Source organism: Rhodococcus sp. WWJCD1 (assembly GCF_002258735.1).
Classification (GTDB): Bacteria; Actinomycetota; Actinomycetes; order Mycobacteriales; family Mycobacteriaceae; genus Rhodococcoides.
Window position 1 is genome coordinate 1 of record NZ_NOXY01000002.1, and the last position, 14,742, is coordinate 14,742.

At 64.0% G+C, this 14,742-nt stretch carries 17 protein-coding genes; 10 read left to right on the forward strand and 7 right to left on the reverse strand.

Annotation, left to right across the window (positions count from 1 at the left end):
* The 3 genes from CH286_RS00070 to CH286_RS00080 all read left to right on the forward strand — a co-directional run.
* The coding region (locus CH286_RS00070) for an acetyl-CoA carboxylase biotin carboxyl carrier protein subunit (RefSeq protein ID WP_141215758.1) at positions 1-427 on the forward strand (427 nt) is incomplete at its 5' end.
* A 66-nt stretch (positions 428-493) separates the two neighbouring features.
* Entirely contained in the window at positions 494-919 is a 426-nt protein-coding gene (locus tag CH286_RS00075) for a DUF1707 SHOCT-like domain-containing protein (protein WP_032404814.1), read from the forward strand.
* Positions 916-1,602 (forward strand): haloacid dehalogenase type II, encoded by a 687-nt coding sequence (locus CH286_RS00080; RefSeq protein WP_094607999.1) that lies wholly within the window; start codon positions 916-918, stop codon positions 1,600-1,602. Before CH286_RS00075 ends, CH286_RS00080 begins: the two co-directional genes overlap by 4 nt.
* A gap of 12 nt (positions 1,603-1,614) precedes the next feature.
* Here CH286_RS00080 and CH286_RS00085 read toward each other — a convergent pair whose 3' ends face one another.
* The 3 genes from CH286_RS00085 to CH286_RS00095 are packed head-to-tail and all read right to left on the reverse strand — an operon-like array spanning position 1,615 to position 3,292.
* Positions 1,615-2,184 carry an ATPase AAA gene (locus CH286_RS00085; RefSeq protein ID WP_032405067.1) on the reverse strand — a complete coding sequence of 190 codons (570 nt, stop codon included), beginning with the start codon at positions 2,182-2,184 and terminating at the stop codon, positions 1,615-1,617.
* 41 nt (positions 2,185-2,225) lie between these two features.
* Positions 2,226-2,861, reverse strand: a complete 636-nt coding sequence (locus CH286_RS00090; protein WP_032404812.1) for a class I SAM-dependent DNA methyltransferase — start codon at positions 2,859-2,861, stop codon at positions 2,226-2,228.
* A 29-nt stretch (positions 2,862-2,890) separates the two neighbouring features.
* Positions 2,891-3,292: a VOC family protein gene (locus tag CH286_RS00095; RefSeq protein WP_094608000.1), complete on the reverse strand. Its 402-nt coding sequence runs from the start codon at positions 3,290-3,292 to the stop codon at positions 2,891-2,893.
* 166 nt (positions 3,293-3,458) lie between these two features.
* On the opposite strand from CH286_RS00095, the gene CH286_RS00100 reads away from it, so the two are divergent.
* Positions 3,459-3,983 (forward strand): alpha/beta hydrolase, encoded by a 525-nt coding sequence (locus CH286_RS00100; protein WP_032404810.1) that lies wholly within the window; start codon positions 3,459-3,461, stop codon positions 3,981-3,983.
* Here the strand turns inward: CH286_RS00100 and CH286_RS00105 are convergent.
* The gene (locus CH286_RS00105) at positions 3,974-4,510 is read right to left on the reverse strand and encodes a nucleotidyltransferase family protein (RefSeq protein WP_094608015.1); all 537 of its coding nucleotides are present in this window, start codon (positions 4,508-4,510) and stop codon (positions 3,974-3,976) included. The two genes, CH286_RS00100 and CH286_RS00105, sit on opposite strands and share 10 nt — an antisense overlap.
* A gap of 175 nt (positions 4,511-4,685) precedes the next feature.
* On the opposite strand from CH286_RS00105, the gene uraD (CH286_RS00110) reads away from it, so the two are divergent.
* Genes uraD (CH286_RS00110) through pucL form a run of 4 tightly spaced genes read left to right on the forward strand, consistent with a single transcriptional unit; the run spans position 4,686 to position 8,349 of the window.
* Positions 4,686-6,590: a 2-oxo-4-hydroxy-4-carboxy-5-ureidoimidazoline decarboxylase gene (uraD, locus tag CH286_RS00110; RefSeq protein ID WP_094608001.1), complete on the forward strand. Its 1,905-nt coding sequence runs from the start codon at positions 4,686-4,688 to the stop codon at positions 6,588-6,590.
* A 10-nt stretch (positions 6,591-6,600) separates the two neighbouring features.
* On the forward strand, positions 6,601-7,104 hold the full coding sequence (gene uraD, locus CH286_RS00115) for a 2-oxo-4-hydroxy-4-carboxy-5-ureidoimidazoline decarboxylase (RefSeq protein WP_032404808.1): 504 nt from the start codon (positions 6,601-6,603) through the stop codon (positions 7,102-7,104).
* Positions 7,101-7,427, forward strand: a complete 327-nt coding sequence (uraH, locus tag CH286_RS00120; protein WP_094608002.1) for a hydroxyisourate hydrolase — start codon at positions 7,101-7,103, stop codon at positions 7,425-7,427. Before uraD (CH286_RS00115) ends, uraH begins: the two co-directional genes overlap by 4 nt.
* Position 7,428: 1 nt before the next feature.
* Positions 7,429-8,349: a factor-independent urate hydroxylase gene (gene pucL / locus CH286_RS00125; protein WP_032404807.1), complete on the forward strand. Its 921-nt coding sequence runs from the start codon at positions 7,429-7,431 to the stop codon at positions 8,347-8,349.
* 11 nt (positions 8,350-8,360) lie between these two features.
* Here the strand turns inward: pucL and CH286_RS00130 are convergent, their stop codons facing one another.
* Positions 8,361-8,993, reverse strand: a complete 633-nt coding sequence (locus CH286_RS00130) for a DUF2461 domain-containing protein (RefSeq protein ID WP_032376863.1) — start codon at positions 8,991-8,993, stop codon at positions 8,361-8,363.
* 9 nt (positions 8,994-9,002) lie between these two features.
* On the reverse strand, positions 9,003-10,595 hold the full coding sequence (locus tag CH286_RS00135; protein ID WP_032404806.1) for a PucR family transcriptional regulator: 1,593 nt from the start codon (positions 10,593-10,595) through the stop codon (positions 9,003-9,005).
* 175 nt (positions 10,596-10,770) lie between these two features.
* Here CH286_RS00135 and CH286_RS00140 point away from each other — a divergent pair, with 175 nt between their 5' ends.
* Complete coding sequence (locus CH286_RS00140; protein WP_094608003.1) at positions 10,771-11,583, forward strand: FAD binding domain-containing protein; 813 nt, start codon at positions 10,771-10,773, stop codon at positions 11,581-11,583.
* Complete coding sequence (locus tag CH286_RS00145; protein ID WP_094608004.1) at positions 11,580-14,294, forward strand: molybdopterin-dependent oxidoreductase; 2,715 nt, start codon at positions 11,580-11,582, stop codon at positions 14,292-14,294. Before CH286_RS00140 ends, CH286_RS00145 begins: the two co-directional genes overlap by 4 nt.
* Here CH286_RS00145 and CH286_RS00150 read toward each other — a convergent pair.
* The gene (locus tag CH286_RS00150) at positions 14,266-14,703 is read right to left on the reverse strand and encodes an Lrp/AsnC family transcriptional regulator (protein WP_032376860.1); all 438 of its coding nucleotides are present in this window, start codon (positions 14,701-14,703) and stop codon (positions 14,266-14,268) included. The two genes, CH286_RS00145 and CH286_RS00150, sit on opposite strands and share 29 nt — an antisense overlap.
* Between the last annotated feature and the right edge of the window lie 39 nt (positions 14,704-14,742).

Consider the following 14,742-nt stretch of genomic DNA (forward strand, 5'->3'; position numbering starts at 1 on the left):
GGACAACCAGGTTCCCCCGTTCACCGCCGGGCAACCGATCGACGAGGACGAGGTCCTGCCGCGGCAGTCCGTCGTCGTCGAGGTCGGTGGCCGCCGCGTTGAGGTCTCGCTGCCCGGGGAACTGTCCCTCGGCGGCAACAACGGGCCTGCCGGAGCAGTACGCCGCAAACCGAAAGCCCGCACTCGCGGCGGAGCCGGAGCAGGAGCCGCGTCCGGTGACTCCGTCACCGCACCGATGCAGGGCACCGTGGTCAAGGTCGCCGTCGAAGAAGGCCACACCGTCGAGGCAGGGGACCTCATCGCAGTCCTGGAAGCGATGAAAATGGAAAACCCCGTCACCGCCCACAAAGGCGGCACCATCACCGGCCTGAGCGTCACCGCAGGCGACGCTATTACCCAAGGCACCGTCCTCACAGAAATCAAATAACGACATATCGGTAGCGATGCGAAGTTCGGCTCATATCCAGGCCTTGGATAGCGTTACCCTGTAGCGATGTCCGAGCTTCCGGAAATTCGTATCGGTACTGCTGATCGGGAAAAGGCGCTCGACGCGCTGAGCCTGCACTTCAGCGAGGGTCGCCTCACCGTCCCCGAGTTCGACGAGCGCAGCGCCACTATCGCGTCCGCCACGACTCGCGGGGAGCTCGACACGGTATTCGTCGACCTCCCCGCCGCGTCGGCACCGTCGCACACGCCTGCTCGGCCCGGGCAGTCGCCTGCTCCGGCCGAGGCCGGCGGCGGCCTCGATTGGCGTGCAGTGGTCATGCCGCTGGTCATCTTCGGTTCGTTGGCGTTGTTCTTTCTCACCGATTTCGAAAGCAAGTGGCTCTTCTTCCTCCTCATCCCGCTCGCCGGTGCACTGTTGTCCGCAGGCGGACACTCGAAGAGCCCGAAGAAAAAGAAGAAGAGGGAGCGTTGAAGGCTCTCCTGTTCGATGTGTTCGGCACCGTCGTCGACTGGCGTACCAGCATCGCTCGCGACGTCCGAACTCAGTGCGGGCCGGATGTCGACAGCTATTCCTTCGCCGACCGCTGGCGCAGCATGTACCAGCCCGCGATGGAAGAGGTTCGGTCCGGTCGCAGGCCCTTCACCCGGCTCGATGTACTGCATCTGGAATCGCTCCGAGTCGTCCTGTCGGAGTTCGACATTCGGCTGGCCGAGGATCGCATTGCCGCGTTGAATCAGGCGTGGCACCGATTGGATCCCTGGCCGGATTCGGTCCCCGGACTCACCCGGCTTCGCACCGAGTTCATCATCGCCCCGCTCTCGAACGGGAATATCTCACTGCTGCTCGACATGGCCAAGAACGCCGGACTGCCGTGGGATGCAATCCTCGGCGCAGAACCGGTCCGGGCGTACAAGCCCACCCCCGACGCCTACATGCGTACCGCCGATATTCTGGGCCTCGAGCCGAGCGAATGCATGATGGTGGCCGCGCACAACAGCGATCTCGTTGCGGCAGCCGACTGCGGGTTCGCAACGGCGTTCGTCGCGCGTCCGCTCGAACACGGACCGGGCCAGACTGCCGACCTCGTTGCGGAGTCGGACTGGACCTACAGCGTCGACTCGATCGAGTCTCTCGCAACGCAACTTCACTGTTGACGTTCGGCTGCCTCAGCTCGACTCGGTCGGAACGAGGCGCTGCGCAATCCAGGCGTTCACTTCCCTGTGTGACTCGAACCGTACGATCGTCAACTCCGGACGCCGGAGGCTGACGTGACGCACTCTCTCCGCAGTCCGAGGGTACGTACGCCATGCCCATCGGATGATGTGGTCACGGTCGAAGAAAATGCGGTGCAACGGCGGCTCGACGTTACCGTTCCACAGTTCGCGCCTGCAGAAGCGTCGACGCAACGTTCGAATCACGATCTGCCGCATCACCGTTCGACGTGGCAGATCGAGCCACAACATCAGATCAGCACGATCGGCGAGGCGATCCCGCACAGCATGGTACTGCCACTCGGTGACCCACGACGGGCGCGCAATGAACTCCTCCACGTCGGACTCGAAAGTCGCCCGCGGCGTCCAATTCGGCCCGTGATAGAGGCTGTCTATCTCGATGTGTTCGATTCCCAGAAGCGATCCGAGACGAGCGGACAGCGTCGTTTTGCCGGAACCGGACGTCCCGGCAACGACGATCCTCGAGGGGCGACGGTATACCGCATCGTTCGGTCCGAGAATCACGGAGACGACTGTAGCGGCCACCACCTTTCGCGGTCTCGACGCTACCGGTCGTCGCGTTTCGCGGTGTTCGCTTTGCGGGCCATCAGATACGCCTGCGGTGTGGGCTCGTATCCCACCGCGGCCCGGTGCACTCGAACGTCCACCGCGAAATTCGCATCGACGAGATCGGCCACGATCGCATCGGGGTCGAGTCGGTAGGCGTCGTACGAAACCGAGTGTCCGTAAACCTGTTCGAGCCGTACTCGCTCGTTTCCGGATTGGAACGCGATCAGCAGCAATCCCCCCGGTGTCAACACTCTGTTCAATTCGGCGAATATCGCCGGCAGGTGCTCGAGAGGAGTGTGGATGATCGAATACCAGGCAACGATCCCGGCAACCGAGCTGTCCGCCGCAGCCAACGACTCCATGGATCCGACGCGGAATGTCAGATGCGGGAATTCGCGTCGAGCAACCTCGACCATGTTCGGCGACAGGTCGATTCCGGTCACGTCCAGGCCCAGCTGATGCAGGTGCTCGGTGATGCGGCCGGAGCCACAACCGACCTCGAGAACCTCGCCACCCGGCACCCGGTCGGCAAACGTCGCCAAGAGACCGAGCTCGAGATGCCGACCGTCGAGTTCGTGACGAACGAGGTCCGCGTAACTCTCGGCAACAGTGTCGTAGGCGGTTCTCGTCATCGAAACATGCTGTTGCTCGGCCACGATCGCTACGGTACCGGCTCACCCTGCGGGGTCAGGTACGAGTGCGTCAGCATCTCGAAGAAGTGGCCGGTGGGGTCACGGAAATACACTCCGCGGCCACCGTGCTCGGTGTTGACCGTTCCTGGTTCGGTCATTCGGGGGTCGGCCCAGTGTTCGACATCGTTGTCCGACAGCCTGGCGTAGGCCTCGTCGAACAGGTCCTCGCTGACCCGAAAAGCGTAGTGCTGGAACTGAATGTCTTCCACCGGTGGTTCGGCGAACTGGATCAGCGTGCCGTCGGTGAGTTGCACGTTGACGAACGGCCCCCACGACGGAGCCTCGGGTAAGGCGAACAGTTCACGAAAGAACGCCGCCGATGCAGAACTGTTCTTCGCAGGAATGATGGTGTGATCGAACGAGATGGACAACCGCTGCCTCCTGGGCAGTACGACGCCTCCATGCCTGACGCAGTCCGTCATCGACACGCGACGCTGCCGTCGACAATTCCAGGCGCGGCGGTCCGGGTCAACCGGTGATTTTGCGGTGGCCGGTCGGTCTTCTTCGTATGACCGATCTCGAGGAAAGGGAAGCATCGTGGTTCGTCGACTTCTGTTCGTTCATGGTGCCGGCGGATTCGTCGACGACGCGGAGCTCGCGCACGGGTTGGCCGGGGCTCTGCGTCTCGACCTTCGTATGCCGGAGCTGTCCGACACAGCCATGGGTTTCGAGGACTGGGCCGAACCGGTTCGGCAGCACCTGGATCGGCTCGGACCGGCAGATTCGGTGATCGCGCATTCCTTCGGCGCGTCGATCCTCGTCCGGGTCCTGGCAGAACGTCGCCGGGATCGGCCCGTCCGGGCTGCTCTACTGGCGATGCCGGACTGGACTCCGCGTGGGTGGGACGTCGCAGACTACGCATTCACCGAGCCTGAGCCCGAGACCGACCTGACACTCGTCCACTGCCGGGACGACGACGTGGTTCCCATTTCTCACCTGGCGCTGAACTCGAAGGCTCTCCCGTCTGCGACAGTGGTCGAGTTCCGGACCGGTGGTCATCAGTTCGACGGCATGATCGACGCCGTTGCCGCCGAGATCCGGAAGCACGGCAACTACCGATAGTCGTGATCGATTCCCGTTGCCCACTGCGAGCATTCGACGGCACTCACGTCGTCGCGGCCTTTCAGGAAGCCCCGGGCACCGAAATCGCCCGACGCCGACGCCACGGCCGCCTCGAAATGACGCCGCGCCAAGACGACCGGATGACCTGGGCGGCCGTCGAACACCGCCCTGGCGAGACCGGTTCCCCGCGCAGCATCGAGCACTGCCCGCACCACCTCGGCTCCGACGTCCGGGGTATCGACCACGTGCACCACTGCGTAGTTCGCGTCCGACGCCGCCGTCAGCCCCGCCTCGAACGACGCGCTCATTCCTTCTTCCCACCGGGGTGCATGCACGGCGATCGCGCCGTCGGGGACAGGGGCATGGGCCGCGCCCAGCACCACGATCACGCGGTCACAGCCGCCGTCACGCAATGCCTGCACTGCCGTACGAAGCCACAGCCCGTCGTGGGCGAGAACCTTGGGCGATCCGTATCGCGTTCCGGCACCGGCGGCGAGCAGCACTCCGACGGCAAGGTCCGACACGATCGCTCCCTTCACTGGTGGGTGGAGTCTTGGATGTTCGCACAACGTCCACGTCGAGTACGCCCCGAAGTTTGTGCGCGCTCGACTAGCGAGGATAGGCGTGATGGCTGATTCTTAGTGCACTTCTCCTGCAGCGTCGCAGGAATCCTGCCCTGTTGCTTCCGCGAGGTGCCCACCCATGTCCGTCAAGCCCACCACACGCAAACGTGTCCATCCTGTCGATGAAGTTCTTCCTGTTCCGAAACTTGCCGCGTACGGGTTCCAACACGTCGTTGCGTTCTATGCCGGTGCCGTGCTCGTGCCGATCATCATCGGCAGCGCGATCGGACTGACCAACGAACAGCTGATCCACCTGATCAATGCGGATCTGTTCACCTGCGGCATCGCGTCGATCATTCAGTCGGTCGGATTCTGGAAGATCGGTGTCCGCCTACCGCTACTGCAAGGCGTGACGTTCGCCGGTGTCTCACCGGTGATCGCAATCGCGATGGCGAACGGCGGCGGCACCGAGGGGTTGCTGTACGTCTACGGTGCCGTCATCGTCGCCGGTCTCGTCACGTTCTTCATGGCGCCGTACTTCAGTAAGCTGCTGCGCTTCTTCCCACCGGTGGTGACCGGTACCGTCATCACGATCATCGGTGTGGCGCTCCTCCCGGTGGCCGTCAACGACGCGGTGACCAATCCCGCTACTCACGAACAGGACCCGACCAACGGGCGGTGGATGGCGTACGCGATCGGCACACTGCTGATCATCGTGTTGATCCAACGGTTCTTCAAGGGATTCATGGCCACCATCGCCGTGCTCCTTGGCCTCGTCATCGGCAGCGCGGTCGCATTCGTGTTGGGAGACATGAACTTCGACGGCACCTCGGACGCATCGTGGGTCGGTTTCACGCAGCCCTTCCTGTTCGGTGTGCCCAAATTCAGTGTCATCGCCATCATTTCGATGATCGTCGTCATGCTGATCATCGCCGTCGAAACCACCGGCAGTGTGTATGCGACGGGTGAGATCGTCGGCAAGCGCATCAAGAAGGACGACATCGCAGCGACTCTGCGCGCGGACGGAGTGGCCACCGTCATCGGCGGTACGTTCAACTCGTTCCCGTACACGGCCTTCTCGGAGAACGTCGGCCTGGTGCGCCTGACCGGTGTGCGCAGCCGCTGGGTGGTGGCCACGGCAGGCGGCATAATGATTCTGCTGGGCCTGCTGCCCAAAACGGCAGCCGTCGTGGCATCCATCCCGCCGCCGGTGCTCGGCGGAGCCGCGCTCGCCCTGTTCGCGACCGTCGCCGTGGTCGGAATCCAGACCCTGTCGAAGGTGGATTTCACCGATCACCGCAACCTGATCATCGTCGCCACGAGCCTCGGGCTCGCGATGCTCGTGACGATTCAACCGTCGGTCTCCGAAGGCGTGCCCGATTGGCTGGAGATGTTGTTCGGCAGCGGCATCGTCCTCGGCGCGGTCTCCGCGATCGTGCTCAACGTGCTGTTCTTCCACATCGGCAACCGCGGTCAGGCCGTCGCCGGCGGTCCGGGTAAGGGCATCACCCTCGACAAGGTCAACGAGATGTCCGCCGAGGACTTCGCTGCCACGTTCGGCGGCTTGGTGCAGGGCACTCCGTGGGTTGTCGAGCGCGCCTACCAGCAACGGCCTTTCGCCGATGCTCACGGTCTGCGCGAGGCCTTCCAGGAGGCACTGCTGGCCGGCACCACCGAGGAACAGATCGAGCTGATCAACAGCTACCCCGATCTCGGCAGCGAGGACGCCACCGGCACCCTCAATGCCGCAGATCACGTCGGCCTGTCCAACCTCGAGGAGGACGAGCACGACAACATCGTCCAACTGGCGGCCGAATATCGCGAACACTTCGGCTTCCCGCTGGTGATCTGCGCGCGGGAGACCGAACGCTACGATCGAGTCCTGGCCAACGGCTGGTCTCGCGTCGAGAACGCACCGTCGGCAGAGCGGTCGTTCGCGATGATCGAGATAGCCAAGATCGCGAACTACCGATTCGACGATCTCGTGGCCGATGCCAACCCGATCGCGGCCGCGCGGTTCGGTCGCATCAACGACTTCAGATAGCGAGCGCGAGTTGCTACACGAATGGATAGGGCTCGACGGGTTCAACCGGCTCAGTGATCGTCAGGCGATGCATGCACTCTACGAGTGCTGCGCGTCGTCGATCTGGGCCCGTCGAGTCGCCCAGGGCCGTCCCTTCAGCAGTCGAGATCTGCTGTTGGACAGGGCGGATCGAGTGCTCGCCGAGTTGCCCGAGGCCGAGATCGATCATGCGCTCGACGGTCATCCTCGCATCGGCGGAAAGGCCGACAACCCGTCCTCGAAGCGCGAGCAGGCCGCGGTGACGACCGCGGGTTCCGAGGTGCGCGAGAAGTTGGCGGCGGGCAACAGAACGTACGAGGACAAGTTCGGTCACGTCTACCTGGTGTGCGCCACCGGCCGGTCCGCGGAGGACCTGCTCGCTATCCTCGAGGAGAGGCTCGACAACGATGCCGAAACCGAAAGACGGGTGCTCCGCGTGGAACTGGCCAAGATCAATCGAATTCGCCTCGGCCGCATGCTGGGCCCGGAGCAGTGACCGGGCTGTCCACACACGTGCTCGATGCCACCTCGGGAACACCGGCGGTCGGGATGCGGGTGCGGTTGTTCCACCCCGAGAAGGGTGAGATCTCCACCGCCACCACCGATGGGGACGGACGCATCGGTGAAGTCGTACCCGGGCCGATCGATCCGGGCGTCTACCGCCTCTCGTTCGACACGGGTGACTACTTCGGGGCCACGTCGACACCGAGCTTCTACCCCGAGGTGTCCATCTCGTTCACCGTCACCGATCCCGATGCGCACTACCACGTGCCTTTGCTGTTGTCCCCCTTCGCTTATTCGACCTATCGCGGGAGCTGACATGACCGACCTGACCGGCAAGATCGTCCTCGGATCCAATCAGTACGGCAAGGCGGAGAACCGCGTGGTGCGGATCTATCGAGACTCGCCGCGGCACGAAATTCACGACATCAACGTCTCGAGCGCGCTGCGCGGCAACTTCTCCCCTGCGCATCTGGTGGGTGATCAGTCCAACGTGCTGCCCACCGACACCCAGAAGCAGACCGCGTACGCGTATGCCAAGACCAAGGGCCTACTGCACCTCGAGAGTTACGGCCTCGATCTGGCTCGCCACTACGTGGACGACGTCGAGCCCGTCGACGGTGCCCGCATCGAGCTCGAGGAGTATGCCTGGGCTCGAGTGGTCATCGACGGCGTCGAGCACGATCACACGTGGACGCGCAAGGGCGAGGAGATCCGCACGTCGGCAGTGACCGTCGAAGGCAAGGGCGATGCCCAGCGCACGTGGGTGATCAGCGGCTTCAAGGAGATGGTGATCCTGAAGTCGACGGGTTCGGAGTTCCACGGCTTCCTCGAGGACGACCTGACCGTTCTCGAGCCCACCACCGACCGCGTGATGGCGACGTCACTGACGGCGCAATGGCGTTACACCACAACCGATGTCGAGTGGGACGCGGTGTACGCGGGTGTGAAGGCCGCGATGATCGAGAGGTTCGCCAATCTGCAGTCCTTGGCGTTGCAGCAGACGTTGTACGCCATGGGTGAGGCAGTGCTGGAGAAGTATCCGTTCATCGCCGAGATCTCGATGTCGGCACCGAACAAGCACCACTTCCTGTACGACCTCGGCAAGTTCGACATCGAGAACAACCTCGAGGTGTTCAACGCCGACGATCGTCCGTACGGTCTGATTCAGGCAACGGTCGAACGCGAGGATGCCCCCGATGCCGGAAGTGCCTGGCGAACGTACTCTGTCGTCGGGTGAGTGCGCTGCGCTCACGTGTGCAGTGCAGCAGACCATTCCACCAAGGGAGTCAGGGCACGCCAGGCGTCGCGCACCTTCGTCGCGGCTTTCGGTGTCTTCAGCCACTCGGGTGAACCGAAGTGTTTACCGGCGGTGAGCGACTTGTGCCGAAGAAGGTCGATGCGTGGGTGATCGATCTCGAATCCGCGCGGTTTGGTCTTGAGCGTGTCTCCGCCGATTTCGTAGCCGGCCTTGGTCAGCGCCGCGATGATTCGTTCGAGTTCGGCCCCGCGCACATCGTCGTCCACGGTGCGGCGGTAGCGGGCGATGCCCTCGGTGGAGCTGTTGTAGAAGCCGCCCGCGACGAACAGCCCGGCGGGGTCGATCTGCACGTAGTAGCCCAGACTGTCACCGCGAGCGACGAATCCACCCTGATGGGTCTTGTAGGGGGTTTTGTCCTTCGAGAATCGAACATCGCGGTACGGGCGGAACACCTTGGCATTGCCGAACTCCGGTTCGAGAGTCGCCAGCAGCGCCGTCATCGGTCCTTTGACCGCGTTGTCGTAGACATCTTTGTGTTCGTTCCACCAGAGCTTGCTGTTGTCGGCCTCGAGGTCCTCGTAGAAGTCCAGCGCAGCGAAAGGGATTCCGGTGAAGCCTGTCATTCCTCGATCTTATGCCGCTCCCGTGGCCGACGACCGAGGGATGGATTGCAGAGCGAGGTAAACGTCCAGTCTGTCCTCGGTGGAGCCCAGGTCGCGGCCGAGTAGTTCCTCGACCCGCTTGATTCGATACCGGACGGTGTTGAGGTGCACATGCAACGAGTCGGCGGTTCGGTTCCATGATCCGCCGGTGGCAAGAAACTCACGAAGTGTGTCGACCAGACCGGCGTCGGCGCGCCGGTCGTACTCGAGCAGGGGTGCCAGAACATGCTCGACGAAAGATCGACGCACGTCGTCGGGCAGTGCCGACAGCATCGACACTGCCGACGTCAGCTGCGCACCGGTGGTGACAGTGACGGGGCCCGTTCCCTGCCTGCTCATGTCGAGAGCGTGCCGGGCCGAACGCAGCGCGCCGTCGATGGTGAGACCGGTGGCCTCCGAGCTGACGCCCACGAGCAGGCGGCCGCGCCCGATGCCGGAACCCAAGCGGGACAATCGAGTTCGGAGGGTCTGCGCGATGTATGGATCCTCGGTGTTCACGATCGCGACGATGTCGCCGTGTGTGCTGGCACCGACGCATCCGCCGCCGAAGGAGGTCAGAGTGTCGCTGAGCACTGTCCGCAACATCTCGCGCAGATCGACTTTGCCGCTGTGCACGATCCTGATGACGACCAGCGGACGGTCCGGATCGACGGCTGCCTGCCGCAACCGAGTCAGCGCCTCGGGCCTGCTGCTGTCGGCTTCGATCAATGCCACTGCCTGGTCTGCTATTTCGCGCCGGACCAGCCGTCCTTCCTCGCGTCGAGCACGATCGAGGGCGGCGATGGCTGCCAGCTGACCGAACGCGTCGGAGATCGCGGGAAGGAACGTGTCCATGTCTCCCGCCACCGCGAGAAACCACCGCGTGGTTCTCTGCGCGAGCGACGGGCCGATCCCGAAGATGCTGTACGGCTCGCCGTCACTGAGAGTCGTTGTCGTGGGTAGTCTTTCGGAGGACAGCGCGGCGTGTGTCAAGGTGTCGACGTCGGCATCGGAGAACGCGACGACCTCGGCCACCAATCGACGCCCGGTAGCGGTGAAGATCAGACATGCCATTCCAGTTTCCCTGGAGGTGTGCAGGGCCAGCTCGTCGAGGGCCCTACCGTCTGCGACCGCGGTGAGCAGTTGGCGGTGCCGAACAAGGGAGCTGTTGAGCGACGCGATTCGATCACCGGTGACTCGCCCGACGAGGAACTCGGTGACCTCACCGAACGAGACATTGTCGGGTACGGCGAGCAAGGGCAGTCCGTGCCGCTCGCATGCGTCGATCAGATCCCGTGGGATGTGGCCGAGCAATCCCTCCCCCGCCGCCAGCGCCGAGGCCCCGGATTCTGCGACCGCCCGGACGAACACCTCGCTGTCGGCCGGCGTACGACGCCACACGAGGCCGGTGATGACCAATTCACCGCCGGCGATGTAGCGCGACGGATCCGGCAGATCGGTGGTGTAGGTCCACCGCAACGTGCGTCCAAGAGCGTCCTGGTCGGAGGTGAGCAATCGAATGCAGAGCCCTGTGGCGTCGAGCAAGTCCTTGACCAGCACCGTTGCCCTCCCCCCGCTCGGCATTGCTGCGCTCGTTCGAGGCAACAGTAGGTGCGGGTTGTTTCCGCCGAGTTTCGGACGGATCGCCGGACCACCGCAGATCGGTAACAGAAACTCACTAGAGTTCGAGGTGACACATCGGGTGGTGGACCTGCCGGCGCGGTGGACACTCCCGGCGAGGATGAGGTGAACGAAGACCATGGATCTCGGCACTGTCGACAACATTCTGCTTCCCAGCTCCCGCGCGGATCTGCCGCCGGGGCGCAAGGACACCGCAGTGCTCGCAGGTGGTACCTGGCTTTTCTCCGAGAAGCAGGATCATCTGAGCACCCTCGTCGATGTCACCGCCTTGGGCTGGGAGCCGCTGACGGTCACCGAGGCCGGACTCGAGATCGCCGCCACGTGCACGATCGAGACGCTGGCTCGATTCGAGTCGCCCTGGCCTGCCGCCGCACTGTTCCCTCGCTGTGCCGCAGCACTGTTGGCCTCGTTCAAGATCTGGAAGACCGCCACCGTCGGTGGCAACATCGCTTTGGCCCTACCTGCCGGTGCGATGATCTCGGTCACCGCAGCTCTGGACGGCATCGGGCAGGTGTGGTCGGCAGACGGTCCCGAACACGACTACGACATCGCGATCGACGAATTGATCACCGGGCCGCATACCAACGCCCTTCGTCCTGGAGATGTGTTGCGCAGCATCGCGATTCCACGGCATGCACTCGAGGCGAGGACCGCGATGCGCAAGCTCGCACTGTCACCGCTCGGCCGGTCGGCCGCGGTGGTGATCGGCCGAGTCGACGCCGGCGGCACGTTCGTGCTGACGGTCAGCGCATCGACCGTCCGCCCGTTCGTACTTCGCTTCTCGGCTCTGCCGACGTCCGACGAACTCGACGACGCGCTGGCCGAGACGATCGACCCCGAGCACTGGTACGACGACCCCCACGGTGCGCCGGACTGGCGTCGACACATCAGTTGTACTGCAGCCCAGCAGATTCGCGAGGAGTTGTCATGATCGTCGACATCAACGGTGTACCGACCGACGTCAGTCCGCGGCCGGGCCAGTGCCTACGAACCATGCTGCGCGAACACGAACATTTCGAGGTGAAGAAAGGCTGCGACGCAGGCGATTGCGGAGCATGTTCGGTTCTCGTCGACGGTGAGCCGGTGCATTCGTGCATCTTCCCCGCATTCCGCGCCGAGAACCGATCCGTGACCACCGTTACCGGGCTCGGCACCCCGGACGACCTACATCCCATGCAGAGCCGCTTCGTCGAAGCCGCCGGCTTCCAGTGTGGTTTCTGCACGGCAGGATTGGTCGTCACCGCATCGACCCTGACCGAGAACGACATGGACGAACTCCCCGAGCGACTGAAGGGAAATCTGTGTCGCTGCACCGGGTACCGGGCGATAGCCGACGCAGTCTGTGGTGTGGTGAACACCGAGAAAGCCGTCGACGGACCGGCCTGCGGGCGGTCCGTCGCTGCGCCGGCCAGCACCCGGATCGTCACCGGAACGGAGCCTTACACCCTAGATCACTCACCCCAGGGGCTCCTGCACGCCACGGTGCTCGGCAGCCCCCATGCGCATGCGCGCATCGTCGCCATCGACGTCACTGCCGCGGAGCGGGTGCCCGGGGTTGTGCTCGTGCTCACCGCGAAAGACAGCCCCACGACCGCATTTTCGACGGCACGCCACGATCGACGCGTCGACGATCCCGACGACACCCACGTGCTCGACACCGTCGTGCGCTTCATCGGCCAGCGGGTAGCGATCGTGGTCGCAGATTCGGTCGCTGCCGCGGAGGAAGGGTGCCGCGCCCTCGTCGTCGAGTACGACGTGCTGCGTGCGGTGTTCGATCCCGAATCCGCGCTCGAACCCGGTGCGCCGAAGATCCACGGCGACAAGGATGCGACGGCTCGCATTGCGGATCCGTCACGAAATCTGGTGGCAGAGTTGCACGGTAGCACCGGGGACGTCGACGCCGCGGTCCGTGATGCGGCGGCGGTGATCACCGGGCGGTGGACGACGCAGCGAGTACAACACGTGCACCTGGAGACCCACGGCACCATCGGGTGGCTGGACGAGACGGGGAGGCTGAATCTGCGCACCAGCACTCAGGTTCCGTTTCTGGTACGCGACGAGATCTGCGAGATCTTCGGCCTTCCGCGCGAAGGGGTGCGGGTGTTCACCGCCCGCGTCGGCGGCGGCTTCGGCGGCAAGCAGGAGTTGCTGACCGAGGACGTCGTGGCGCTGGCAGTGCTCCGCACCGGCCGACCCGTGCAATTCGAGTTCACGCGGACCGACGAGTTCACCGTCTCACCGTGTCGTCATCCGTTCCGGGTCGACGTCACCGCTGCCGCGAGCGCCGACGGCACGTTGACCGCGCTGTCGATCGACGTTCTCACCGATGCCGGGGCCTACGGCAATCACAGTGCCGGAGTGATGTTCCACGGGTGCGGCGAGTCCGTTGCCGTCTACCGGTGCGCCAACAAGCGAGTCGATGCGAAGACCGTCTACACCAACAACATTCCGTCCGGAGCATTCCGTGGCTATGGACTGGGACAGGTGATGTTCGCGATCGAATCGGCAATGGACGATCTGGCCAGAGAGATCGACGTCGATCCGTTCGAGTTTCGGCGACGCAACGTGATCGTCCCCGGCGACGACATCGTCGCCGCGCATCTCGAGGAGGACGACCTGCAGTTCGGAAGCTACGGCCTCGATCAGTGCATCGACCTCGCCGAGGCAGCCCTGCGACGCGGCAACGGTGAGCATGCGCCGACGGGATGGAAAGTCGGCGAAGGGATGGCGGTGGCCATGATCGCGACCATTCCACCACGCGGCCATCGCGCCGAGACGTCGGTAGCGTTACTGCCCCAGGGTCGGTACGAGATACGCGTCGGAACAGCGGAATTCGGCAACGGGACCACTACCGTGCACACTCAGATCGCGGCGAGCGAGTTGGGCACGTCGGTCGATCGCATTCAGGTTCGTCAGTCCGACACCGACTCCACCACCTACGACACCGGTGCCTTCGGTTCAGCGGGCACGGTGGTGGCAGGCAAGGCTCTCTACGCGGCGGTCCGCGCTCTGTCGGCACGGATTCTCGATATCGCCGGAACCGTTACCGGACAACGGCACTCGGACTGCATACTGGGGCCGGAAGGCGTGCGGTGCGGCGATCGGTTCGTCACCCTCGACGACATCTTGGCGAAGGCGGGTGGCTCGCTGGTCACCGAGGGCAACAGCGGCGGGCTACCGAGATCTTTGGCGTTCAATGTCCAAGCGTTCCGGGTGGCGGTGGACGAGAACACCGGCACCGTGCAGATTCTGCACTCGGTGCAAGCCGCGGACGCAGGAACTGTGATGAACCCGCAGCAGTGCCGCGGCCAGGTCGAAGGTGGCGTTGCACAGGCTATCGGCAGCGCACTGTACGAGGAGATCCGTACCGACAGTGCCGGTCTGGTCACCACCGATTCCATCCGGAGCTATCACGTTCCGCAGTTCGCAGATATTCCTCGGACCGAAGTACTGTTCGCCGACACGTACGACCGGTTGGGTCCGTTCGGTGCGAAGTCGATGAGCGAGTCTCCGTACAACCCCGTCGCTCCTGCTTTGGCAAACGCTGTCCGCGACGCCGTGGGGGCCAGACTGTACGACCTACCGATGTCCTCGGACCGCGTGTGGCGGGCCGTCAGCGGTCGTAGAACGTCTGCAGAATGATGGTGCTGCGTGTCTGCACGTTGGCGGTGGCCCTGATCTCCTGCAGTAGGCGCTCGAGTGCACGGGGCGACTCGACCCGCACCAACAGCACGTAGCTCTCCTCGCCTGCAACCGAATGGCACGATTCGATGGCCGAGAGGTGCTTCAGTCTGGCGGGAGCGTCGTCGGGTTGTGCCGGGTCGATGGGAGTGATGGCGACGAACGCCGACAACGGCCGCCCCAGGGCTTCCGGATCGACCTGGGCGGTGTAGCCACGGATCACGCGCCGCGACTCCAGCCGTCGGACTCTGGATTGGACGGCCGAGACGGACAGGGAGGCCTTCTCCGCCAGCGTCGCCAACGTGGCGCGGCCGTCGGAGACAAGCTCGTCGATGATCAAGCGATCGACGCGATCGAGATTTTCACTCACCTGCGCAATGTAGCCCAGTTCAGGAAAGAATCAGCACGC